General features: G+C 60.3%; 22 protein-coding genes. 7 read left to right on the top strand and 15 right to left on the bottom strand.

All coding sequences use genetic code 11. From position 1 onward, the window contains the following. Positions 1 to 17: 17 nt before the first annotated feature. Both J2Y56_RS00110 and J2Y56_RS00105 read left to right on the top strand, forming a co-directional pair. The gene (locus tag J2Y56_RS00110; RefSeq protein WP_007946467.1) at positions 18 to 1,760 is read left to right on the top strand and encodes an amidohydrolase; all 1,743 of its coding nucleotides are present in this window, start codon (positions 18 to 20) and stop codon (positions 1,758 to 1,760) included. Positions 1,761 to 1,886: 126 nt separating this feature from the next. Beyond that, entirely contained in the window at positions 1,887 to 2,624 is a 738-nt protein-coding gene (locus J2Y56_RS00105; RefSeq protein WP_310347722.1) for a TorF family putative porin, read from the top strand. Positions 2,625 to 2,634: 10 nt separating this feature from the next. Here J2Y56_RS00105 and J2Y56_RS00100 read toward each other — a convergent pair whose 3' ends face one another. From J2Y56_RS00100 to J2Y56_RS00050, 11 genes are all read right to left on the bottom strand, one after another. Further along, positions 2,635 to 2,925 carry a DUF971 domain-containing protein gene (locus tag J2Y56_RS00100; RefSeq protein ID WP_007946463.1) on the bottom strand — a complete coding sequence of 97 codons (291 nt, stop codon included), beginning with the start codon at positions 2,923 to 2,925 and terminating at the stop codon, positions 2,635 to 2,637. Then, the gene (locus J2Y56_RS00095; protein ID WP_007946462.1) at positions 2,922 to 3,884 is read right to left on the bottom strand and encodes a HEAT repeat domain-containing protein; all 963 of its coding nucleotides are present in this window, start codon (positions 3,882 to 3,884) and stop codon (positions 2,922 to 2,924) included. The genes J2Y56_RS00100 and J2Y56_RS00095 overlap by 4 nt, the downstream gene beginning before the upstream one ends. Then, positions 3,881 to 4,729, bottom strand: coding sequence for an ABC transporter ATP-binding protein (locus J2Y56_RS00090; protein WP_007946460.1), 849 nt, complete (start codon positions 4,727 to 4,729; stop codon positions 3,881 to 3,883). The genes J2Y56_RS00095 and J2Y56_RS00090 overlap by 4 nt, the downstream gene beginning before the upstream one ends. Then, positions 4,729 to 5,475 (bottom strand): ABC transporter permease, encoded by a 747-nt coding sequence (locus J2Y56_RS00085; RefSeq protein WP_162131647.1) that lies wholly within the window; start codon positions 5,473 to 5,475, stop codon positions 4,729 to 4,731. Before J2Y56_RS00085 ends, J2Y56_RS00090 begins: the two co-directional genes overlap by 1 nt. Positions 5,476 to 5,663: 188 nt before the next feature. After that, positions 5,664 to 7,082: an ABC transporter substrate-binding protein gene (locus J2Y56_RS00080; RefSeq protein ID WP_310347719.1), complete on the bottom strand. Its 1,419-nt coding sequence runs from the start codon at positions 7,080 to 7,082 to the stop codon at positions 5,664 to 5,666. A gap of 257 nt (positions 7,083 to 7,339) precedes the next feature. Next, entirely contained in the window at positions 7,340 to 7,585 is a 246-nt protein-coding gene (locus J2Y56_RS00075) for a ferredoxin family protein (protein ID WP_007946457.1), read from the bottom strand. Positions 7,586 to 7,611: 26 nt separating this feature from the next. Next, positions 7,612 to 9,357 carry a fumarate reductase/succinate dehydrogenase flavoprotein subunit gene (locus tag J2Y56_RS00070; RefSeq protein WP_310347717.1) on the bottom strand — a complete coding sequence of 582 codons (1,746 nt, stop codon included), beginning with the start codon at positions 9,355 to 9,357 and terminating at the stop codon, positions 7,612 to 7,614. Then, positions 9,354 to 10,106: a GntR family transcriptional regulator gene (locus tag J2Y56_RS00065; RefSeq protein ID WP_007946453.1), complete on the bottom strand. Its 753-nt coding sequence runs from the start codon at positions 10,104 to 10,106 to the stop codon at positions 9,354 to 9,356. The genes J2Y56_RS00070 and J2Y56_RS00065 overlap by 4 nt, the downstream gene beginning before the upstream one ends. A 269-nt stretch (positions 10,107 to 10,375) precedes the next feature. Next, a complete protein-coding gene (locus J2Y56_RS00060) occupies positions 10,376 to 11,347 on the bottom strand; it encodes a Gfo/Idh/MocA family oxidoreductase (protein WP_310347714.1) in 972 nt (323 codons plus the stop codon). Positions 11,348 to 11,363: 16 nt separating this feature from the next. Continuing rightward, a complete protein-coding gene (locus J2Y56_RS00055; protein ID WP_310347712.1) occupies positions 11,364 to 12,251 on the bottom strand; it encodes a Dyp-type peroxidase in 888 nt (295 codons plus the stop codon). 205 nt (positions 12,252 to 12,456) lie between these two features. Further along, on the bottom strand, positions 12,457 to 13,503 hold the full coding sequence (locus J2Y56_RS00050) for an AraC family transcriptional regulator (RefSeq protein WP_310347709.1): 1,047 nt from the start codon (positions 13,501 to 13,503) through the stop codon (positions 12,457 to 12,459). Between the two features lie 207 nt (positions 13,504 to 13,710). Here J2Y56_RS00050 and J2Y56_RS00045 point away from each other — a divergent pair, with 207 nt between their 5' ends. Continuing rightward, a complete protein-coding gene (locus J2Y56_RS00045; protein ID WP_007946449.1) occupies positions 13,711 to 14,655 on the top strand; it encodes a transporter in 945 nt (314 codons plus the stop codon). A 264-nt stretch (positions 14,656 to 14,919) separates the two neighbouring features. Here J2Y56_RS00045 and J2Y56_RS00040 read toward each other — a convergent pair whose 3' ends face one another. The 3 genes from J2Y56_RS00040 to J2Y56_RS00030 are packed head-to-tail and all read right to left on the bottom strand — an operon-like array spanning position 14,920 to position 18,006. Continuing rightward, entirely contained in the window at positions 14,920 to 16,203 is a 1,284-nt protein-coding gene (locus J2Y56_RS00040; RefSeq protein ID WP_310347705.1) for a DSD1 family PLP-dependent enzyme, read from the bottom strand. Then, the gene (locus J2Y56_RS00035) at positions 16,203 to 17,597 is read right to left on the bottom strand and encodes a D-arabinono-1,4-lactone oxidase (RefSeq protein ID WP_405046826.1); all 1,395 of its coding nucleotides are present in this window, start codon (positions 17,595 to 17,597) and stop codon (positions 16,203 to 16,205) included. Before J2Y56_RS00035 ends, J2Y56_RS00040 begins: the two co-directional genes overlap by 1 nt. 19 nt (positions 17,598 to 17,616) lie before the next feature. Continuing rightward, on the bottom strand, positions 17,617 to 18,006 hold the full coding sequence (locus J2Y56_RS00030; RefSeq protein WP_310347703.1) for a cytochrome c5 family protein: 390 nt from the start codon (positions 18,004 to 18,006) through the stop codon (positions 17,617 to 17,619). Positions 18,007 to 18,272: 266 nt separating this feature from the next. Here J2Y56_RS00030 and J2Y56_RS00025 point away from each other — a divergent pair, with 266 nt between their 5' ends. Both J2Y56_RS00025 and J2Y56_RS00020 read left to right on the top strand, forming a co-directional pair. Then, positions 18,273 to 19,898 (top strand): NADP-dependent glyceraldehyde-3-phosphate dehydrogenase, encoded by a 1,626-nt coding sequence (locus tag J2Y56_RS00025; RefSeq protein WP_007948753.1) that lies wholly within the window; start codon positions 18,273 to 18,275, stop codon positions 19,896 to 19,898. Positions 19,899 to 19,963: 65 nt separating this feature from the next. Then, positions 19,964 to 20,983 (top strand): FUSC family protein, encoded by a 1,020-nt coding sequence (locus tag J2Y56_RS00020; RefSeq protein WP_310347700.1) that lies wholly within the window; start codon positions 19,964 to 19,966, stop codon positions 20,981 to 20,983. Between the two features lie 3 nt (positions 20,984 to 20,986). Here the strand turns inward: J2Y56_RS00020 and J2Y56_RS00015 are convergent, their stop codons facing one another. Further along, the gene (locus J2Y56_RS00015) at positions 20,987 to 21,880 is read right to left on the bottom strand and encodes a DMT family transporter (RefSeq protein WP_310347697.1); all 894 of its coding nucleotides are present in this window, start codon (positions 21,878 to 21,880) and stop codon (positions 20,987 to 20,989) included. 134 nt (positions 21,881 to 22,014) lie between these two features. Here J2Y56_RS00015 and J2Y56_RS00010 point away from each other — a divergent pair, with 134 nt between their 5' ends. Beyond that, positions 22,015 to 22,452: an Lrp/AsnC family transcriptional regulator gene (locus tag J2Y56_RS00010; protein ID WP_007948750.1), complete on the top strand. Its 438-nt coding sequence runs from the start codon at positions 22,015 to 22,017 to the stop codon at positions 22,450 to 22,452. Positions 22,453 to 22,510: 58 nt separating this feature from the next. Next, entirely contained in the window at positions 22,511 to 22,837 is a 327-nt protein-coding gene (locus J2Y56_RS00005; RefSeq protein ID WP_310347693.1) for a YceK/YidQ family lipoprotein, read from the top strand. Positions 22,838 to 23,055 lie beyond the last annotated feature (218 nt).

Raw genomic sequence — 23,055 nt, 5'->3', positions numbered from 1 at the left:
TAACAAGGAAACATTCAATGAAAAGATTCATCCCGAATCTCTTGATAGCCGCTGTTAGTTTTGCCTCGATGGAAGCCATGGCAGCCACCGATCTGGTGCTGATCAATGGCAAGATTTTCACCGCCGACCGTGCCCAACCGAAGGTGCAGGCGCTGGCGGTTCAGGACGGCAAGGTGCTGCAAGTCGGCAGCGATGCACAGATCAAAGCCTTGATCACACCGGAAACAAAAGTGGTGGATCTGGGCGGCAAAACCCTGATGCCCGGCCTGATCGACACCCATTCCCATGCGATTTTCGGCGGTCTGGAAATGGTCTCGGCCAACATGGAAGACGAGGTGGTCGGCCTCGACGAACTGGAAAAACGCCTGCGCGGCTGGCGTGATGACGGCAAGGCCAGACACGGCGATGTGCTGACCATCGCCGGCATGAGTTCGGTCTACTGGGCCAAGGCCGAAGAGCTGGGCAACAAATTCAACCAAGGTGAATGGGCCGACGTGCCCGTGGTGTTTACCGGCAGCGACCACCACACCGCCTGGGCCAACGACTTCATGCTCAAGCGCGCCGGGATTGATGCCGCATTGCTCAAGACCTTGCCCGCGGCCGAAGCGGACACCATCGGTAAACGTGCCGATGGCACCCCTAACGGCTTCCTGGTTGACGCCGGTTGGGACCGGGTGTCCTCGAAAATACCGGTGCCGAGCGCCGCCGATATGCTCAAGGCTGCCCAATCGGCCGTGCGCTACAACAACAGCGTCGGCATCACGGCGTGGATGGACCCCGCCGCCAACGCCGCGCCGGGCGAACCGCTGTTCGCGCTCAAGCCCACGGAGAAAACCGTCGGCGTGCTGCCCGCTTACAAAGCATTGTCCGAAACCGGTGGCATGAGCGCCCACGTCGCCGCCCTGCTGGTGGCCAATCCGAAAAGCATACCGGCCGACCTCGACACACTGGATAAAGTCCGCCAGCAATTTCAGGGCATCCCGAACCTGACCCTGCCCGGCGTCAAGATCTTCGCCGACGGCGTGATCGAATTCCCGGCCCAGAGCGCGGCGATGATCGACCCTTACAGCAACTCGCACAAACAGGGCGAATTGCTGATCGATCCGAAGCATTTTGGCGAACTGGTCAGCGCCATCGACCAGCGCGGCTGGCTGGTGCACATCCACGCCATCGGCGACCGCGCAGTGCGTGAGTCGCTGAACGGCATCGCCCAGGCGCGCAAGGATCGCCAAAGCGGCGTGACGCACTCGATCACCCACCTGCAAATCGTCAACCCGAAGGAGTTTGCGCGGTTCAAACCGCTGGGCGTCATCGCCTCGATGCAACTGCTGTGGGCGTCGGCCGATGATTACACCACGGACATGATCAAGCCCTACGTCAGCGCCCTCGCCTTCCGTTATCAATACCCCGCGCATTCGCTGCTCAAACAGGGCGCGACCATCTCCGGTGCGAGTGACTGGCCGGTGTCTTCGCCTAACCCATGGAACGCCATGGCCCAGGCCATCACCCGCCTCGGCCCGCTGGGCGTGCTGAACATCAAGGAAGCCGTGGATCGTGAAACGATGTTCTACGCCTACACCGTGAATGCGGCGCGCACCATTGGCCTGGAGAAGCAAATCGGTTCCCTGACACCCGGCAAGCAAGCCGACTTCATCGTGCTGGACCGTGACGTATTCACCGTCGACGACAAGGCCTTGAGCGACACCCAAGTGCTGCAAACCTGGTTCGCCGGGCGCGAAGTCTACGCACCGACCCTCTAATAAAAATCCGCTGTACCCGCTGGCCGATCCCGCGTTCAACGCCGGGGTTCGGCGCAGCTTTGCCGCAAAAAAAACGGCCCATAAACAATCCTGCCCCTAACAATAAAAAGCATCGGGACTTTACTCATGAAAGCTTTCACCCTGTTCGCCCTCGGTTCCTTGAGCCTGCTGCCGCTGAGCAGCCAGGCCATCGTCTTGAACGACGACTTTTCCGTCCTGGTGGACCTGACCCTGGCGAGCGATTACCGCACCCGTGGCATTTCGCAAACACTCAATGACCCCGCCGCGCAGGCCGGCGTAACGCTGGCCCACAGCACGGGTCTGTACGTGGGGGCCTGGACTTCGAACGTCGACTTCGGCGGCGGCCTGAAAACCCGTCAGGAAGTCGACTACTACGGCGGCTGGCTCTGGGAAGCCACCGACGACATCAACCTCGACATCGGCTACCTCAAATACACCTATCCGAAAGAAAGCCAGTTCAACCAGAGTGAGGTTTACGGCATTCTCAGCGTTTACGGGGTGAAACTCGGAGCCTATTACTCCGACGATGCGCCGGGCATCGATAGCGAGCAGAACTCGATGTACACCTATGTCGGTTACGAAACCCAGTTGCCCTATGACACAGGCTTAAAACTGCGCTACGGCAACATGGACTTCAAGGACCCGCGCATGTTCACGAGCTCCGGTCATGGCGAAGAGTCGTACCGCGAATGGGAAGTCAAATTGACCCACGAACTGGCCGGGGTGCTGCTGGGCCTGGCCTACATCGACACGGACCTGTCGAAAAGCCAATGCACCAGCAACTGGGGCTACGACGACCTGTGCAGCGCCACCGTGGTGGCGAGCGTCAGCAAATCCTTCTGACCCACAGGAGTTATGAGGTGGGTTCGGGAGTGAGTTGTGCCAGGTACGGCCACGGGTAGATGCCGCGTTCGTGGCCGTCGCTGAAGATCAGTTGCAGGCCGTAGCCTTGGACATTCAACTCGACCACACGAATGCGCGGATCAACCTTCACCGTCAGACCTTGCAGTCGAAACGCCCGGCATTGCGAGCACGGGCACTGACGCCTCAGTTCAGCGTGCCCCAGCCTCTGCTCACGGCCATCCGGCCAGTTCAAGCGCAGCTGCTGTTTACCTAAGGAATTACCCACCGCCACCGGGTTCATTGCAGTTGACTCAAGGCGATGCGCACGGCTTTGCGCACTTCCGGATCGCCGTCGTCTTGCGCGGCCTGCAAGGGGGCGATGGCGCCCTTTTCGTTCAATTCGCCAAGGGCCAGCGCGGCTTCCTTGCGCAGGTTGCTGATGCGGTGGCCAAGGGTTTCGATCAAGGCTTCAAGGGCGGGGGCGTAACGCAATCGACCGAGGCTGCGGGTGGCGCGCAGGCGGACTTGCCAGTAATCGTCGCTCAAGGCCGCGACCAGTGCGCTGCCGGCATCAATGTGGCCGACTTTGCCCAACGTGGTCGCGGCTTCTTCGCGTACTTGCCAGGCGTCGTCTTGCAAGGCCTGGCGCAGCGCGGGCAGCACGTGAGCGTCGCAAGCCAGCCCGAGGGCGCCGGTGGCGGCGCGGCGCACTTCAGTATCGGGATCGGCGCTGGCCAATCTCGCCAAATCCGGCAACGCATCGAGCTGCTTGAGCCAGCCGAGCACCCCCACCGCCTCGCGACGAACGCTAGCGTCTGCATCCGTCAACGCGTTTAACGCGGCAGCGGCGGCCTCGGGAAAACGCAACTCTCGCAACGCCCTGAACGCGGCAATGCGCACGCTGGCCTCGGCGTGCCCGGTCCACGGCAGAATCACCCGACCTGCCGCCTCGCTCTTGAGCAGGCTGAGGCTTTGCGCGGCGGCAGACTGCACGGCCAACGAGGAATCGGTCAGCGCCTGACACAAGGCCTCGACCACCGGAGCCTCTTCCCAGGCTTCAAGCAAGCGAGCGGCTTCGGCGCGGACTTCTTCGGTTGGGTCTTGCGCCAGTCGATTGACCAGCCACAGCAAGCCGTCCGGTTCTTCAAGGTCGGCCAGTTCAATCAGCGCAATGCGGCGCACGCCGGGATCGTCATCGGTCAGGCGCGGTTGCAGGGCGAGAATATCTTCGTTATCGGTTACATCGAATAGTGAGGTCATAGGGCAAATCGCGGCAGTTTGTTTTCAGGGGGGAGTCCGAGAGGGTTCAGGCGCGGTAGCTGCCGACCGTCTTCGTGACGCAGTAATTCGAGGCAATGGCGCTTCAGGCGGGAGAACTCATGGCTCGTCACCAGTTCGGTGGTGCGTGGCCTTGGAAAGTCGAGGCGCAGGTCTTCGATGATCCGCCCGGGGCGCGAGCTCATGACCAGCAGGCGATCAGCGAGGAACAGCGCTTCGTCGATGTCATGGGTGACGAACACCACGGTGGTGCGAATCCGCGTCCAGATGTCCAGCAACAGCTCCTGCATGTTCAACCGGGTCAGCGCGTCGAGGGCGCCGAAGGGTTCGTCCATCAGCAACAGACGTGGGCGGTTGATCAGCACCCGGGCGATTTCCACCCGTTGCTGCATGCCGCCGGAGAGTTGATCGGGCCAGCGCTCGGCGAAGCCTTCGAGGCCCACCAAAGCGAGGATTTCATCGGCGGCTTTGTGGCGCTCAGCCTTGCCGATGCCGCGCATCTTCAGGCCGAAGGCGACGTTGTCACGCACGGTTCGCCACGGGAACAGTGTGTGGTGCTGGAACACCATGCCGCGCTGCGGCGACGGGCCCGAGACCTGCGCACCATCGACTTTGAGGCTGCCGGAACGCGGTTGCAGGTGCCCGGCCAGCGCGCCGAGCAAGGTCGATTTACCACAACCGGACGGCCCGAGAACGCACACGAACTGCCCCGCTTCAATCTGGCAATCCAGACCTTGCACGGCTTCAAAGGCTTGCGAGCCTTCACCGAGGACGATGGACAACTGGCGAATATCAATCCGCCCTTCCGGGGTTTGCATCACGCTCATCAGGCTTTCCCTCGTGGTCGGTGCCACGGCGTGAACAGCCCGCCGAGACGTTTGATCAGCAGGCTGCTGCCCATCCCGAGTACACCGATCAGCAGCATGCCGACGACGATGTCGGCGTAGTTCTGAATGGTGTAGGACTCCCAGGTGTAATAGCCGATGCCGTATTGGCCGGAGATCATTTCCGCTGTCACCAGGCAGAACCATGAGGTGCCCATGCCGATGGCCAGGCCAGTGATGATGCTCGGTGCGGCGCCCGGCAAAATCACCTCCAGCAGAATCGCCCGACGCCCTGCCCCGAGGCTTTTGGCCGAGGCGATCAGGCGCGGGTCGACGCCTTCGACGCCGTGCACGGTGTTGAGCAGAATCGGGAACAGCGCGCCGGTGAAAGTGATGAAGACCATCGACAGTTCCGAGGATGGGAACATGAGGATCGCCAGCGGAATCCAGGCGACAGCAGGGATCGGGCGCAGGACTTCCAAGGGTGGCAGCAGTAAGTCTTCGGCCCATTTCGAGCGGCCGATGACAAGGCCCAGGGCGATGCCGATAAACAGCGCGGCGAGGTAACCGGCGAAGACCCGGCTGAGGCTGCTGCTCAGGTGTTGGCCGAGCTTGCCGGAATCGCCAAGGCCCAACGCGGCCTGGAGGACGGCCAGCGGCGTCGGGACGTTGGCGAAGGTGATCAGGCCGAGGTTCCAGTGACCACTGGCGGCGAGTTGCCAAAACAGCAGGCACAACAGCAGTGACATGGCTCGGGGGAGCCAGCGTGCATAGGATCGGTACACAATTCTTCCTCTCAACCTGATTCCCTGTGGGAGCGGCGGTGCGGCGGTCCGACTTGCCCGCGATGGCGGTGTGTCAGTCGACATAGATATCGACTGGTCTGGCTCCATCGCGGGCAAGCCCGCTCCCACAGGGGAATGCGGTGTGTTTGGGGTTAGCGGGCGGCGACGGATTGGGTGGAGGCTTCGGTGAAGTCGAAGACCTTTCCGCCCTGGGCCGTGGCGAATTGTTGGGCCTGGCCTTTGAGCAGGAACGCGCTGAGCTGCCCTTTCGCATCGCTGGCAAACCACGCCTGATCCGCCAGCAGCTTGATCCCGCTGTCACTCGCCTGGGCATACACCGCGCGGATGTTTTTGCCTTCTTGCTTGAGGCTGGCCAAGGCATTGAATGCCGCTTGCGCCGAGGCGTATTGGCGGACTTTCGGCTCGCCGCGCACCCAGATTTCCGCCACATGGTTGACGTCAGTGATCGCCTTCCCGCTCGCTGCATCCACGGCTTTCAGAGGTGTCTGCGCGTAGTTGGCCAGTTGCGCGGTGTAATCCAGGTTCGAAGCCTTGAACGCAGCGCGGATGTACTGCTCGTCGATAAAGGTATTGAGATCGAGACCCCGATCAGCCTTCTTCAACAACTTGAGGGTATCGATGGCGGTGCCCACCGCCTGACGGTATTCCGGCTTCCAGCTCAGGTCGCGGGTTTGCACGCCCAGCGGGCCGTGAAACAGGTAATTGACCTCGGCATCGACCCCGGTGACCTTGGCGATCAATTCGCTGTACTTCTCAGGTTCCGCCGCCAGCAACTGGTTGGCTTCGATGCTTGCCCGCAGATAGGCAACGACGATTTCCGGGTACTTCTTCGCATACGCCTGATCCACCAGCGCGCCGTGGAACGTTGGTGCCCCGGCCTGGGCGCCGTCGTAAATCTTGCGCGCGAAACCACGGCTCGGGAAAAGTTCGGCGAACGGCACGAAGTCAGCGTGGGCGTCGATCTTCCCGGCCTGTAACGCGGAGCCTGCGACTTCTGGCGGCTGGGCGATGATGTTGACGTCTTTGAGCGGATCCCAACCCTGAGCCGCCACGGCGCGCAGCAACATGCCGTGGGCTGTCGAGGCGAACGGCACGGAAATGGTCTTGCCCTTCAACTCCGCCAATGACTGCACACCCGAAGCGCTCGGCACCACGATGCCGTTACCGCTGCCCTTGATGCTGCCCGAGAGCACGCTGATAAACAGGCTGTGCTTGCCGGCGGTTTCAAATGCCACGCCGTTGAACGAACCGGGGAAATCGGCCATGGCGCCGAAATCGAGTTTACCGGCGACCATCTCGTTGGTCAGCGGTGCGCCACTGGTGAAGTTTTTCCACTCGACCTCATATTGGGCGTCTTTGTATTGGCCGTCGTGAGGCAGGTATTTGTCGAGCAGACCGAGCTCACGGATCAGCAATCCGCCAGCGGCGCAATTGATGGTGGTGTCCTGGGTGCCGATGGCAATGCGGATGGTTTCGGCCGAGGCCGACAAGGTGAATGAGGCCAGTACGAGACCGGCAAACGCTGCACGCAGTAATGTTGGCAAAGACATGGATGTATCCCCTCGAATCATTTATAGGATGTTCGTCTCCGCCACGATCAGGGCGTGGTGGGAAACGAGGGGTGGTTTGAAGCTGGCGTCCGGGGGTTGCCGGATGGCTTTAGGTTGTTTGGGCTGGCCTCTTCGCGAGCAGGCTCGCTCCCACATTTAGATTGTATTTCCCTGTTGGAATGCATTTCCCTGTGGGAGCGAGACCGGCTTGCCGGCGAAGGCGTCCGGTCATTCAATAGAGATGCCGGGACTCACACTCAGCGCAACAGGTAAGGAATTTCGACTTTCACCGCCCCGGTCGGGCAGTCCTTTTCGCAGGGCATGCAGTACCAGCACTCGTCGAAGGCCATGTAGGCTTTCTGCGTGGCCGGGTTGATCGCCAGCAGGTCCATCGGGCAGACGTCGACGCACACGGTGCAGCCTTTGTGGGCGATGCAAAGATCCTCGTCGACCGTGACCGGCGCGTTGGAGCGGAAGAAGATTTCCTGGGGTTGATAGGCCATTGGGCGGTCTCTCCTTTTAGTGATGCTCAGGCCGCAAAGGCGCCGACCCGCAGCCGGTCGTAGGCCTGCATTTCTTCGGCATCGAGCGGGATGATGTAAGGCTCGACGGCTTTCTTGAAGCTGGTCATACGGCCGTCGTCCCCCTTCTTCAGGTGGCAATGGCAGAACCAGTCACTGTCGTTGCGCAGCGGGTGATCGACCCGATAGTGGTAAAGCCCCCAGCGGCTTTCAGCGCGGAACAATGAGGCGCGGGCAGCCATTTCGGCGCAGTCGCGGATCATGCTGACTTCCATGGCGCGCATCAGTTCGTGGGCGTTGTGGGCCTTGATCTGATCGAGATCGCGCTGGATATCACTGAAGCGTTGCAGGCCGATCTGCATTTTCTTGGTCACTTTCGGCGGTTGCAGATAGTCGTTCACAAAGCGCCGCAGCTTGTACTCGACTTGCGCGGGTGGCAGACCGTGTTCGCGGTCCAGGGGCGCGTAGACCCTTTGTTTTTCTGTTTCGATCTGTTTGGCATCAACCGTTGAAAACTCGCGCCCGGCGACAAAGTCCGCCGCATTGTTGCCGGCAAACCAGCCATAAGTGAACGCACCGAGCATGTAGTTGTGCGGCACCGCCGCCATGTCACCCGCCGAGTACAATCCCTTCACTGAAGTCTCGGCTCGTTCGTTGACCCACACACCCGATGCCGAATGCCCGCTGCAAAAACCGATCTCGGAGATGTGCATCTCAACCATCTGCGTACGGTAGTCAGTACCGCGGTTGGCGTGAAACTGGCCGCGACTCGGGCGTTCGTTGCTGTGCAGGATCTCTTCGATGTTCTGGATGGTTTCCTCGGCCAGATGATCGAGCTTGAGGAACACCGGGCCGTTGCCGCTTTCGAGTTCCTGATGGAACTCCCACATCATCTGGCCGCTCCAGTAGTCGCACTCGATGAAGCGTTCGCCCTTGTTGTTGGCGGTATAGCCACCCAAGGGGCCGGTGACATAGGCGCAGGCCGGGCCGTTGTAATCCTTGATCAGCGGGTTGATCTGAAAGCATTCCAGGTTCGCCAGTTCAGCCCCGGCGTGGTACGCCATGGCGTAACCGTCGCCGGCATTGGTCGGGTTTTCGTAGGTGCCCATCAGGTAACCCGAGGATGGCAAGCCCAGGCGTCCGGCAGCCCCGCAGCAGAGGATCACGGCTTTGGCCTTGATCACGTGGAAGTCGGCAGTGCGGCAGTCAAACCCCATCACACCGTTGACCGCGCCCTCTTCATCGGTGAGCAATCGGGTGCAAACCAGGCGATTGGTGATGCTCACCCGCGCCCGCTTCAACTGACGGTACAAGACTTTCTTGATGTCGTGGCCTTCCGGCATCGGCAGCACGTAAGCGCCCATGTGGTGGACCTTTTTGACCGCGTAGTCGCCGGTCTCGTCCTTCTCGAATTTCACCCCCCAGCGGTCCAGTTGTTCGATAGTTTCAAAGCTGTGAGTCGCGTAGGCGTACACCGCCGCCTGGTTGACGATGCCGTCGTTGGCGATGGTAATTTCCTTGGTGTATTGCTCCGGCGTCGAGTGGCCGGGAATGATCGCGTTGTTCAGGCCGTCCATGCCCATGCTGATTGCGCCGCTGCGCTTGACGTTGGCCTTGTCGATCAGCAATACGCGCAGATCGCGGTTGCGTTCCTTGGCCTTGATCGCCGCCATCGGTCCTGCGGTGCCGCCGCCGATCACGACGATGTCGTATTCCTGCTCCAGCGTGCTTCTGGTTATTGAGCTGTGCGTCATGCCTGCGCCCCTTTTTGCCGGTCGATCCGCAAGCGGTACTGGAAGGCATCGCCACGGTAGTAAAGGTGTTCGAAATCCACGGGCTGACCGCTGGCGTCATGGGTCAACCGCTCGATGCGCATGATCGGCGAGCCCGGTTCGACGTTCAGTGCCTGGGTCAGGTCGCTGTCGGCCAGGACCGCGTCGATGGCCAGATCGGCATGACCGAGGGTCAGGCCGCAGTCGTTTTCAAGGATCAGGAAAATGTCGCGGGTCACCAGATCTGCCTTCTCCAGTCGTTCACCGAGAACCTTGGGCAGGTAGGTGATTTCCAGCGAAATCGGCTCGCGGTTGATCAGCCGCACCCGTTTGATCTGCGCCACGATTTCGCCTTCGGCGACCTGCAAACGTTCGGCGACGAGTTTGTCGGCGGTGATGAATTTGAAGCTGCGCAGGCGGTTGATCACCTCGTAGCCGCGACCGGTCATGGACTCGGCGAGGCCTTGCAGGGTGCTGACGTTCTGGAAGGTTTTCGGCTTGGCGACGAAGGTGCCTTTGCCGTGGATCTTGAAGATCAGCCCTTCTTTTTGCAGATCGCCCAGGGCCTGACGCACGGTGATGCGGCTGACTTTGAACAGCGCGCCGAGCTCGCTTTCGGAAGGCATCTGGCTGTCTTGCGGGTATTCACCGTCGAGGATACGGGCGCGCAGTACGTCACGCAGTTGGGTGTGCAGTGGAACGCTACTGAGAGATAGAACGTTATCGGTCATGACAGATCACTTGTTATAACGAGTTATGACGTGATCTTAGATAGACGTTGTGAGGATTGAGAAATACTGTTTGAGCATAAGGTTAGATTCGCCGAACGAACACAATCCTGTGTATCAGCTGCGGAGCACCGCGAGGCTGCGTCAGGCGGCGCAGCCGTCGTGAAATCAGAGGGTGCGGTGTGTCAGGAAAACCTTGCGTGCAGGGTTTGCGACGGCTTCGCCGCCGGACGCAGCCTCGCGGTGCTCCGCAGCTGCTACATCGGTGGAGTTCAGTGACCGCGCTTGAGGATCTGATCCATCACCCAGTCGGTTTTCAGCGCTTCCCCGGCCACTGCCGGATGCTGCGCTTCGCCGCGAATGTGCGCGTTCATGCCCAGCACGTGATGCCACTGGATGTGTTCGTGATGGTCGATGTGGAGGCTCAGATGTTCATCCGCCTGAAGCTGCAGCGGGTGCTCATCAAACACCGAAAAACTGATCCGGCCCTGGCTGCCAATCACTTCGACGCGGTCCTCGCGACGATCCGCCACGAAGTTCCAGCAGCCCATGCCCGTCGCCCCCGAAGCGAACCGCCAACTGGCGCTGACCGCATCTTCTGCGGCATACAGCCCGGCCTGTCGCGCCGTGAAACCGGCGACGTCGGTGATGTCGCCGAGCAGGTACTGGAACAGGTCAAACCCGTGGCTGGCCAGGTCGGCGAAGTAACCGCCACCGGCAATGTCCGGGTCCGTGCGCCAGTTGTGCGCGCCGCCCAGATCGACTGGCGACGGGGCTTTGGTCAGCGTCCAGGTCAGGTGCCGGACCTCGCCGATCCGCCCTGCATCCAGCCACTGACGCACTTGCTGAAAGCGCGGCAACGAACGCCGATAGTAGGAAACGAACAGGTGCAATCCGGCATTGGCAAAGACCTTTTGCATCTCGCGGCTTTGCCCGGCATTCAGCGACATCGGTTTTTCGACACAGCAATGTTTGCCCGCGGCGGCCACCAACAGGCTGTAGGCGTGATGGCTGTCGGGCGGCGTGGCGATATACACCGCGTCCACCTCGGGGTCATTGATCAGCGCTTGCGCGTCGGTGTACACCCGGGCGATGCCATGGCGTGTGGCGTAATCCGTCACCGCCTCCAGCCGCCGCCCCATCACCGCCACCAACGCCGAGCCGGGGGCCTTGTAAAAGGCCGGCCCGCTCTTGCGCTCGGCAACACTGCCGCTACCGATCATGCCCCAACGCACCACGTCCATGTTCATCTCCTGTTCGTTAGCCAATGCGCAACGCGCGCAGGTCCAGCTGACCGTCCTTGAGCGGGGGGCACCAATAGTAACCGCCGGTGATTGGGCGGCTGATGCGGTACAGGCCGTCGGTGATGCCGTCTTCCAGACCGCTCATGCGCCGCAGTTGCGCTTCGAAGGCATCGAGGGAAAAGCCGAACGCGAGGAACATCAGGCCGGCGCGATCACCTTCGATCCATGGCATCGAGCGACGGACGACGAATGCCTCGGGGGCGAAACTTTCCTGGGCAGTGCGTTTGACGTGGGCGGAGACCGGCGCGTCGTCGAGTTCTTCGTTGTCGCTCAAACGACGGCCCATGATGTTGTCCTTCTCATGGGACGGCATTGCGTGGAAACCTTTGAGGTCATGCTGCCACTGCTGGATCGCGGCAAAGCTGCCACCGACCAGGCCGTCCGTACCTTCGCTTAACAGCGCAGCGGCGACAGCGGCGTCGTCGTGCGGGTTTTCGGTGCCGTCTTCGTAGCCGGTCAGGTCGTGGCCGGTCTTGTGGCGGAAGGTTTCGTTCATCTGCACCAGGCGCAGGGCCGGCGCCAGAGCGGCTTCGATGGCCTGGCTGCGATTGAGCAATTCACCCCGGTCGATGCCATGCAACCAGCACCATAAGGCGTGTTGTGTCGACGGGTTGTCGACGCCAACCCCGGTCAACGCCGGAAACGCTCGCAAGCCATCGATCTGCGCGTGCAACGCCTTGACCAGCGACACCCCGAAACCGACCACAGCCGACTTCCCGTCCACCAGGCGCATCAAGTTGTCGAGCGCGACCGGCAAGGCTTCGGCGGATTCGAGGGCGAAGAACATATGACGGGCTTGAGGCGGAACTGGGGTGGCGAGAATGCCCGGCTGGTAATAACTCATATGAACTCCTTGAAAAAGAGCACGGAGTTTAACCGGAGCACGAGGTTTTGTGTGCACGACCCGTAGCAGCTGACGAGCAGCGCGAGGCTGCGTTCGGCTGCGAAGCAGCCGAGAAACCAGGCAATGCGGTGTGTCAGGCACACCTTGCGTACAGGGTTTGCGACGGCTTCGCCGCCGAACGCAGCCTCGCGCTGCTCGTCAGCTGCTACAAAGTATCGAGGGGTGGGCTTTCATTGCGGAATGCGCTCGGGCTCATACCGGTCCAGCGTCTGAAGGCACGGCGGAAACTGCGCACATCGCTGTAGCCGACTTCTTCGGTGATGCGCTCGATCGACATGTCCGGGTTGGCCAGCAGTCCCATGGTGCGCGCCTGGCGCACTTGTTCCAGCAGTGTTTCGAACGTCAGCGAGTGCTCCGTGAGGCGGCGGCGCAAGGTGCGGCTGCTCATGTTGAGATCGCCGGCGATTTTCTCGATATGGCTGCCCTCTGTCAGGTCTCGGGCAATCGCCCGTTCCACCGCCTGGATCAAGTCCATTTTCTGATGCACCTGCGTGGCTTCCAGCTCCAGCAATTTCACCGCCTGACGCAGGGCCAGGGAGTGGTGATTGGGCAGGTGCACATCCAGCCAATGTGCCGCGATCACCATACGGTTTTGCAGGCAGCCGAAACGCACGTCCGGCCCCAGCAGGCGCGAATACTCGCTGAGATAGTCCGGCGCGGGGTGCATGAACTCCACCGCCATCGGTTTGAAGTCCGCCCCGACCAGCGCCCGGCCATACACCAGCAGACTGGCGAAAAACTCCTCGACCGCAAACAGCTGCACATCAGCGAACGGCAAGCGGCATTCAGCGTCGACAAACACCCGATCACCCGCCTCCTCCACGCTCGATACCACAATCCCGCCGGAGGTGTGCTGATGGCGAATGCCCAGTTCAAAGGCATCGCGCAGGGTCTTGCACAGCGACAACACATGCCCCAGCAATCCCAGCGTGCCGAGCACGTTCTGCGCACCGACCCACAAGCCCAGCCCCTGATTGGGCAAGGCTTTGAGCGCGCGCTGAATCATCGCCACGGCCTGGCGATAGGAAATACGCTGCGCCGGGTCCTGGAGATCTTCAAAGGTAAAGCCGAGCCCTCGGCACAGGCTGTCAGGGTTGACGCCTTTTTGCTCCGCGACTTCGGCCAGTGTTTGCAGAAGAAATGGCGACACCAGCGCCAGTTCAAAGGTGGGATCAATCACTTTCATTTGCATGGGGTAAACATTCCGGGACGAGCTGCATTCTTATTTTTGTTACCGGTTATGTCGACGGAAGTTAGCACAGGGTTTAACGGCTGTCCGCAGAAGTCCCCCTTAATGGCCGCCAAAACCCTGCCTTGTGCAGCGCAGACAGCTTATTTCTATGTTGCGGCCCTCGTATGGACGCAGGAAAGCCCGCTAACAATAATAATGAGTACGCCCATGATCCCGACCCGCACGAGATTTCCCCTACTGGTCATCAGCCTGGCCGGCGTCTGCGCCCTTCAACCGGCAATGGCCACCGAGGCCGGCGTGGATAACATCGGCCCTGGCACCGACGGTTTTTTCATGTTGCCGCTGTCGCCCGACAGCCTTCCGGACAACATGCTGGTGTTCAACCTCTACTACAACCACTACACGTCGACGAAGCTGAATATCAGCTCGCTCGGTGGCAAGGTGCCGCAGGTCGACATCGAATCCACGGCGGTGATTCCGCGCCTCGATTACCTCAGTCCGCTGCGGGTTTTTGGTGGCCGCGTGGCGGGCTACATTGGGCAGCCCTGGCTCAAGCAGGAAGTCTCGGTGTTCGGCTTGCACGACACCCGCGAAGGCATGGGCGACACCACCCTCGCGCCGATCATTCTCTGGGACATGGGCCCAACCCTGACCCTGGGCGCCGCGCTGGAAATCACCGTGCCGACCGGCGAATACGCGGTCGATCGCCTGGCCAACACCAGCAACAACTTCTACACCTACAAACCGTTGTTCTCCTTCACGTGGCTGCCGTCGGAAAACACCGAGATGTCGGTGAAGACGACGTACAGCTTCAACGGAAAAAACAAAGACACCGATTACGAGTCGGGGCAGATTTTCCACTTCGACTATTCGGCCAGCTACAAAATTACCGACAACTTGATGCTCGGCTTGAACGGCTACTACCTCAAGCAAACCACCGACGACAAACAGTTCGGCCACACCGTACAGTTTAATGGCGAGGACGTGAGCGATGGGGTTCGCGGGCAGGTGTTTGCGATTGGTCCGGCGCTGCACCTGACCTTTTTGAAGTACGCCAGCGCGGAGATCCGCTGGGCCAAGGAGTTTGATGTGGAGAACCGGCCTGAAGGGGAAATGCTTTGGGCCAAGGTCAGTATTCCGTATGCGTTCTGACTGAACGACGCCATCGCGGGCAAGCCCTAATGCCAGTCAGTTAAGCCCAACCGCACTTTGTAGCAGCTGGCGAAGCCTGCGTTCGGCTGCGCAGCAGTCGTGAAATTAGCCGATGCGGTGTTTCAGGTAGACCGCAAGCTCATGTTTTACGACTGCTACGCAGCCGAACGCAGGCTTCGCCAGCTGCTACGGTCTGCGTTAAGGCTTAACTGATCGGCATGAGGGTAAGCTCGCGATGGCGTCGTAACAGTCACTGAATATCCTTCAGGAATACACCGGCCAGGTATCAACAATCCGCCCGCCCCGAACCGCCAGCAAATCCCCAAACTGCAACAGCACCGATTCTGTCTGGGTCGGCCTTAAAAACACCTGGTCTTCAACCCCCAGCCCCACCGCCGCCGAACCGTTGACTATTTCCTGATTCGAGCTGCGGCCATACACACCGTTACTCTGCAACCCCGGCGGCGATTCGAACTCCGCCATCCAATTACCGCCATAGATGAAAAACGTCTCGCGCTGATTGGTGTCCCACCACGAAAACAGTCGGGACTTGTCATCCAGTGCCGGGATGTCCACTGCCCCGGTGCTTTTCAACACCGGCGTGGCGATGTAAGCAGCGGGCACATGCTCCACCAGCGAAGGCAAATCGTAATGCGTTGGTTTGAGCATCGCCGTGCCCACCGAGACTTCGCTGCTCAGTTGTTCGTGCTCATGCATGCGATAACTCGGGCTGCCGGCCGTGTTGAGGGTCAGTCCTTCATGCCATAGACCGGGGTACTGCTGACGGGTGAAGTCGACGCAGCGGTTGTAAATCGTCATGACCTTGGCGAATAACTCCTCGGGCGAACCGAGAATCCCCGGCACGCCCATACCGACAAACGGGTCGTAGCCCATTAACCCGGCGAACTCCAGGTGCTGCGGGTGTTGGCTGATCAGCGCCAGCATATGCCCGAGCACTGCCACATCGCTGACGCCACCGCGATGCAACCCGACATCCAGTTCGATGTTCACCCGCAACCGCGTCCCCAATCCCTGTGCCAGCGCCAGGTATTGTTGCAGTCGCTCAGGCGTATCGAGCAACCACTGCAATTGCTTCGACGGGTCGAAAGCCCCTTTGTGCGACTGATAAAACAGTTGCGCCGAACGCACCGGCAGTGGCTTGCCCAACAGGATGTCGGACTCGGGAAACTGTATCGCGTCATGATTGAGAAACGGCTGATGAAACGACATCAAGCGCTGCGTGTCGGCACGCTTGGCGATGTAGGTCAGCAATCCTGGCGCTGGCAACGACTTCTCCACCAGCCGCAGGTGCTTGCCGCCGCGCTTGACCGATTGCATCACCACATCGATGTTGTGATCCAGCCGGTCAAGATCGATCAGCATCACCGGACGCATCGGCCCGTGTTCCTTGAGTTCACGGTTCAGCGCACGAAAATAGTCGCTGTACGGTGCGCCTCGATCACTTGGCCGTAACCACGCCCCGACACCCGCCAGTAACGCGCCGACGCCAGCGGTTGCGATCAAAAAATTACGCCGATTGACAGCCATCAGCTCACCCCCAGGATCGATGACAAGTGGGCGTTGAGGAATTTTCCGCTGGGGTCGAGTGCCTGCCGGACCTGGAGGAACTCCTGCCAGCGCGGGTACAGCGGCTGCAGGTGTTTCGCGTTAAGGGTGTGTAACTTGCCCCAGTGTGGCCGGCCGTTGTACTTCCAGAAAATCGGCTCGACGGCGGCGAAAAAGTTGTGATGATCCATCTGGTAATGCTGGTGGACCGAGATCGAGCAACTGTCGCGCCCTTCGAACATGCTCAGGGGGATGTCGTCGGCTTTGACGTAACGGTATTCAATCGGAAACCAGGTGCGCAGGTCTTTGTCCCGGATCAGCTTGAGGATCTCGCGCAGGCACGCCGGGCCGTGCTCTGCCGGCACGGAATATTCCATTTCGTTGAAACGTACCGTACGCACATTGGCGTAGATGTCGAATGAGTCGCCTACCCGGTCATCGAAACTGGCGATGTGGCGCAAGCTATTGAGCATCGTGTGGCGCAGGTCAGGAAAGTCGCTGCCGTACTTGTCGAGCTTTTCGATCAAGGTCACGAATTCGTTACCACCCTCCTCATCCGCCGGGATCGGCGGTGTGGCCGGGTCGGTGGTTTCGTTCAAGGCGATCGACAACGCGTAGTCGGAGTGGGTGACCACTTGCATTTCCCAGTGCTGGTTTTCCCGAGTGTTCTTGTCGAGGTCTTCCAGTAATTCTTCGGTTTTGGCGACCCACTGGTGTTCTCTCAAGCGATAGGCCGGGCGGTTTTGCAGGCGGATTTTAGTCGCCACCCCGAGCGCGCCGAGGGACACCCGCGCCGCGCTGAACACTTCAGGGTATCGCGTGCTGTCGCAGTCCAGCACCTCGCCATTGGCGGTAACCAATTGCAGGCCGCAGACGTGGGCGGAATAAGATTGAAAGTTTTTACCGGTGCCGTGGGTCGAGGTGGAAATCGCCCCGGCGAGGGTCTGGTAATCGATGTCGGCCATGTTTTGCAGGGCCTGGCCGATGTCTTTGAGCGGTGTGCCCATGCGTGACATCGGCGTGCCGGCAGCGAACTCGGCTTGCAGGGTTTTGGCGTCGTGATCGATCAAGCCAGTGAAATAGCTCAGCGACACCAGCGTGCCATCGGTGGGCACCAGCGCGCTGAAGGAATGCGCCGAGCCCACCGGGCGAATCTTGCCGGGGGCCGTGCGCACCACTTGGATCAGCTCATCCAGATCCTTGGGCGCTAGCCGCGCTGCCGGCAGGCAACTCTGGCCTCCCGACCAGTTACGCCAGGGAATCAGCCGTGGCGCGCGCAGCAGTTCGGCCAGCGCAGGCGACGAGCCGAGCGCGGTAAAGGCACCAATGACACTGGCCCTCTGCAACAACTGACGCCGTGTTAAGTCCATCGTCATGAATCGCACCCTGTCGTTCTTATTGTTGGATGTGCTGGCCGGACATGAACGCAATCAGCGCCAGGAACTGTTCTTGTGAGCACTGCATGCACATGCCCATTGGCGGCATGCCGTTGTAGCCGTTGATTGCGTGATCGAGCAGCGTGTCGGCGCCCTGCATGACCCGGGGCTCCCAGGCTTCCTTATCACCCGTCAGCGGCGCCCCGGCCGCCGGGTTGGCGTGGCAGAGTTTGCAACTGTTGTCATAGACCTGCGCCAGCTCGGCGTCGGCTGGTCGGGTGGTGGCCGCTTCACTGTAAGTGACCGGGCTTTTTGGCTCTTCACCACACCCCGCGAGCAACACCACAAAGACGCACCCCATCAGGGCAAAACAAAGGCTAGGCTTTTCAGTGAATCGGCGTGCCCGCATGGCGGTCCTCTCATTGGGTGCCCGGTCAGCCGGATGCACTGTTTTTGTTGTGATCAAGGAGAGCTCAACACTAAGGCACCCCACGTGGGCAGGTTGAGGGCATTGGGGGCCAACAAAGGGGGCTTCTGAGGCCATGACCCCCGCGCCGGGAAATTCACGGGCTACCACGCTGTGGCGCAAATCGCTGAGATGAGTCATGACAAGCGAGGTCGAGGTCTGCTAAAACGTTTCATCAAAGCATCACCTAATCCAGAGGGGGTAGCGACATGACCACAGCCAATATTCTCGACAACCTGTTCCCGAGCCACGCCGACATCCCGGAAAAGTACCGCCTCGACGGCCAGACCGAGCAGCGTGAGTACCTGGTCGATGGCGAACTGAAAACCTGGTCCGGGCCGCTCGCCCAGGTCCGTAGCCCGGTGTACCTGAGCGGTGCCAATGGCGACGAGCAAGTGATCCTCGGCAGCACGCCGTTACTGGATGCCGACACCGCACTGACCGCGCTGGACGCCGCCGTTCGCGCCTATGACCGTGGCCAGGGCTTGTGGCCGACCATGCGCGTCGCCGAACGCATCCAGCACGTCGAGGCCTTTCTGGGTCGCATGCGCCAACAGCGCGAGGCGGTGGTCAAGTTGTTGATGTGGGAGATCGGCAAGAACCTGAAGGACTCGGAAAAAGAGTTCGATCGCACCTGCGATTACATCGTCGACACCATCAATGCCTTGAAGGAACTCGACCGCCGCTCTAGCCGTTTCGAGCTGGAACAGGACACCCTCGGCCAGATCCGCCGCGTTCCGCTCGGCGTGGCCCTGTGCATGGGCCCCTACAACTACCCGCTGAACGAAACCTTCACCACGCTCATTCCGGCGCTGATCATGGGCAACACCGTGGTGTTCAAACCGGCCAAACTCGGCGTGCTGTTGATTCGCCCGCTCCTGGAAGCGTTCCGCGACAGCTTCCCGGCCGGGGTGATCAACGTGATCTACGGCAGCGGCCGCGAGACTGTCAGCGCGCTGATGGCCAGCGGAAAGATCGACATCTTCGCGTTTATCGGCACCAACAAAGCCGCCAGCGACCTGAAAAAACTTCACCCCAAACCTCACCGTTTGCGTGCGGCGCTGGGCCTCGATGCGAAAAACCCCGGCATCGTCTTGCCGGAAGTCGATCTGGACAACGCAGTCAGCGAAGCCGTGACCGGCTCGTTGTCGTTCAACGGCCAGCGTTGCACCGCGCTGAAAATCCTCTTTGTCCACGAAGACGTGGTCGAGGCTTTCATCGAGAAATTCAACGCCAGACTCGCCAGCCTCAAACCCGGCATGCCGTGGGACAACGGCGTGGCGCTGACCCCGCTACCGGAGTCGGGCAAGGTCGATTACCTGCATTCGCTGGTGGCGGACGCCGAAAGCAAAGGCGCCAAGGTGGTCAACCCCAACGGCGGCCTGGCCCGCGCCTCGTTCTTCTACCCGGCAGTGTTGTACCCGGTGACCACGCAAATGCGCGTCTATCAGGAAGAACAGTTCGGCCCGGTCATCCCGATTGTGCCGTACCGCCATCTGGACACGGTGATCGATTACGTCCTGGAATCGGACTTCGGCCAGCAGCTGAGTATTTTCGGCACCAACCCGGTCGCAGTCGGCCGGCTGGTGGACACCTTCGCCAATCAGGTCGGGCGCATCAACCTCAACGCCCAATGCCAGCGTGGCCCGGACACCTTCCCGTTCAACGGGCGCAAGAACTCGGCCGAGGGCACGTTGTCGGTGCATGATGCATTACGGACGTTTTCGATCCGCACGTTAGTGGCCACCAAATTCCAGGAAACCAACAAAGACCTCATCAGCGAGATCATCAGCGGACGCAGTTCGAGCTTCCTGACCACTGATTACATTTTCTGAGGACACAGCGACTGAGCACCTTCAGCCAACGATTACCACCGCTGCTGCGCCGACTGCTGCGTCCGTTGCTGGACCCGTATCGGCGCTACCGGAACGCCAAATTGATCCACGCGGTGCGGGTATCGCTCGGTTTGCTGGCGACGATCCTGCTGACCACCGGCATTGATTTGCCCCATGGTGAATGGGCGTCGGTGACGATGCTGGTAGTGATCGGTGGCTTGCAGCACCACGGCAATATCGGCAAAAAAGCCGCCGAACGAGCCATTGGCACCTTGATCGGAGCGGGTGTCGGTCTGGTGCTGGTCGCGCAACAGGCCTGGCTCGGCATGCCGTGGCTGACTTATTTCGCCATGTCGGTGGTGTGCGGGATTTTCTCCTATCACGCCATTGGCAAGGGCGGTTACACGGCGTTGCTGGCCGCCATCACCGTGTTTATCGTCGCGGGGCATGGCGACAACGCGATCACTGCCGGCCTGTGGCGAGGGGTGGACATTTTAATCGGCATTGCGCTGGCGCTGGCGTTTTCCTTCGCGTTGCCATTGTATGCGGTGTTTTCCTGGCGCTATAACCTGGCCGATGCGTTGCGCGATTGCGCGACGGTTTACGGGCGCATCATCAATGGCGAGCCGGTCAGCGATGACGAACACCTCAAGCTCATGGGGCGCCTGAACACCGTGATGGTGCAATTGCGCTCGCTGATGCCGTCGGTGTCCAAGGAAGTGAAAATTTCCATGACCGAACTGGATGCCATTCAGCGCAACTTGCGGATGTGCGTCAGCACCCTGGAAATCCTCGGCAACACCCGCCCGGATGCCAGCGACCCGCATGCGATGGCGCAGTTGCAATCCGCGATGACTGCGGAACATCGGCAAATCCGCGTGCAACTGATAGGAATGGCGCGAGCATTGAAAACCGGTGCGTCGCAACGGCTGAGCCGGCCCGACGACCTGCCGGCAGTATCAAGCCTCGATGCGCCGGTCTACACCCCGCTGGACGGCTATCGGTTGTTGACCCGCCAGTTCGCCGCCAACATCAGCGAGATGCGCCAGCGACTGGCCAAGACCTCGCCGCGCTGGAACATCTGACGCTTACTGTGCCGCCAACTTGCGAGACTTGAAGCCCCAGCCCTGTTGCATCCCCGCGGCAGCCAGCAGAATCGCCGCCACGCCGAGCCATTGCAGCGGTTCCAGGCGATGGCCGAAGGCAAACCAGTCGACAAAAATCGCCGCGATCGGGTAGATGAACGACAACGCTCCGGTCAGTGCCGTCGGCAGTTTTTGAATCGCGCCATACAGCAGCACGTACATCACACCGGTGTGGACGATGCCCAGCGTCACCAGACTGGCCCAGGCACTCGGTGCTTGCGGCAGCGCTGAAAAGTGCGCGAACGGCGCGAGCAACAGCACCCCGGTGCAGACCTGGATCAATGCGATCAGATGCGGCGGCGTACCGGTCAGGCGCTTGATGATCAGCGCGGCAATCGCGTAAAGGAAGGCCGCGCCCAGCGCCAAACCGATGCCCATCAGGTAATCATTGCCGCTCTCGCCCTGCCCTCCATGGGCACTGACAATCGCCAGCATCCCGAAAAATGAAATGCCCAGCCAAAACAGCTTCTGCAGGGTGAGTTTTTCGTTGAGGAACAACGCGGCCAGGCCCACCAACATGAACGGCTGAACGTTGTACACCGCCGTACCAATGGCTATCGAGGCGCGGGAATATGAGGCGAACAGCAGCACCCAGTTACCGACTATCGCCACGCCACTGATCACTGCCAGCAGGAACGTGGTACGGGTCAGAATGCCGGGACGCAGAAAGCCGAAGGCCGCGCAAATCAGCAGCAAAGTGCCTGCGCCGAAGAGGCAGCGCCAGAACACCACGTCCAGCACCGGTTGCCCGGACACTAGCACGAACCAGCCGATGGTACCGGAGATCAGCATGGCGGCGGTCATCTCGAATGAGCCGCGACGTATTGATTTGTCCATCTTCAGACTCCTGTGTTTGAGCGCAAAGTATGCCAATCATCCGGGAGGCTTCTCCAGCGCAAAAAGCAGGCTAAACTCGGTTTCTGCCTTTCTTATCAAGGTGGTTTTGATTAATTGCCTTACAGGGGTTTGCCATGACTGACGATATCGACCAAGTGCTGATCAGCGCCTTGATGGAAGACTCGCGGCGCTCGCTCAAGGCGCTGGCTAACCTCAGTGGCCTGTCCTCGCCCAGTGTCGCCGAGCGCCTGCGTCGCCTCGAAGAACGCGGTGTGCTCAAGGGCTACACCGTGGATATCGACCCGAAATGCTTCGGTTATCAACTCCAGGCCATCGTGCGGATTCGCCCGTTGCCCGGTCAGTTGCAGGAAGTGGAACGGCAGATTCAAGCCATTCCCGAATTCACCGAGTGCGACAAAGTCACGGGCGACGACTGCTTCATCGCGCGCCTGCACGTGCGCTCGATGGAACAACTGGACACCCTCCTCGACCGCCTGAACACCCACGCCGAAACCAACACCGCTATCGTCAAGAAGACCCCGGTCAAACGCCGGTTGCCACCGATGGCATGAGTGATGTTTGTTCGGCAGTAGCGTAGATTGAGGTTTTCCGGCGAAGGATTGGCGGTCCATGAAAACTCAGGCAATGCTTCTGGCGGCGCTGATGCTGGCAGGCTGCGGTACGATTCAAACGGTGGTACGCGGCGATGAAGTGGTGGCTGAAAGCCTTAAGGAACAGCAGAGCTATTGTGGTGCGGTTCCGCGAATCTACAGCGGTGTGGGCTATGATTTTTGCAGTCTGAATGCGCCGCTGAAAAAAGGGCTGGATGCACAAGACCACACCAATGCTCCAGCTATCGTTCTGATCGACGTGGTCATGTCCGGCGCCCTCGACACCTTGTTGCTGCCCTACACCATTTACCGCCAACAGGCCGATGGCAGCATTGTCATCCACTGAATGACCTGAACGTCAGGCAATAAAAAACCCGCCGAACAGACTGTGTGAAAACCTAGCAATCTGCATCGCGGTTTAAGAAAATGCCCCGTAATCGAAAGATACGGGGCATTTTCTTTGTTATGACTTACATCCAAGGTCAAGCGCGCGATCAGACCAGCCTTTTTCCGGTTTCGCTGGAGGATTTAATCCCTGAGGATCACCTCGTTCGCGTGATTGAT

Origin of the sequence: Pseudomonas sp. BE134 (assembly GCF_031456105.1) — a bacterium.
Lineage (GTDB): Bacteria > Pseudomonadota > Gammaproteobacteria > Pseudomonadales > Pseudomonadaceae > Aquipseudomonas.
The sequence above is the reverse complement of the archived record's forward strand: the minus strand, read 5'-3'. Positions and strand labels throughout refer to the sequence as shown.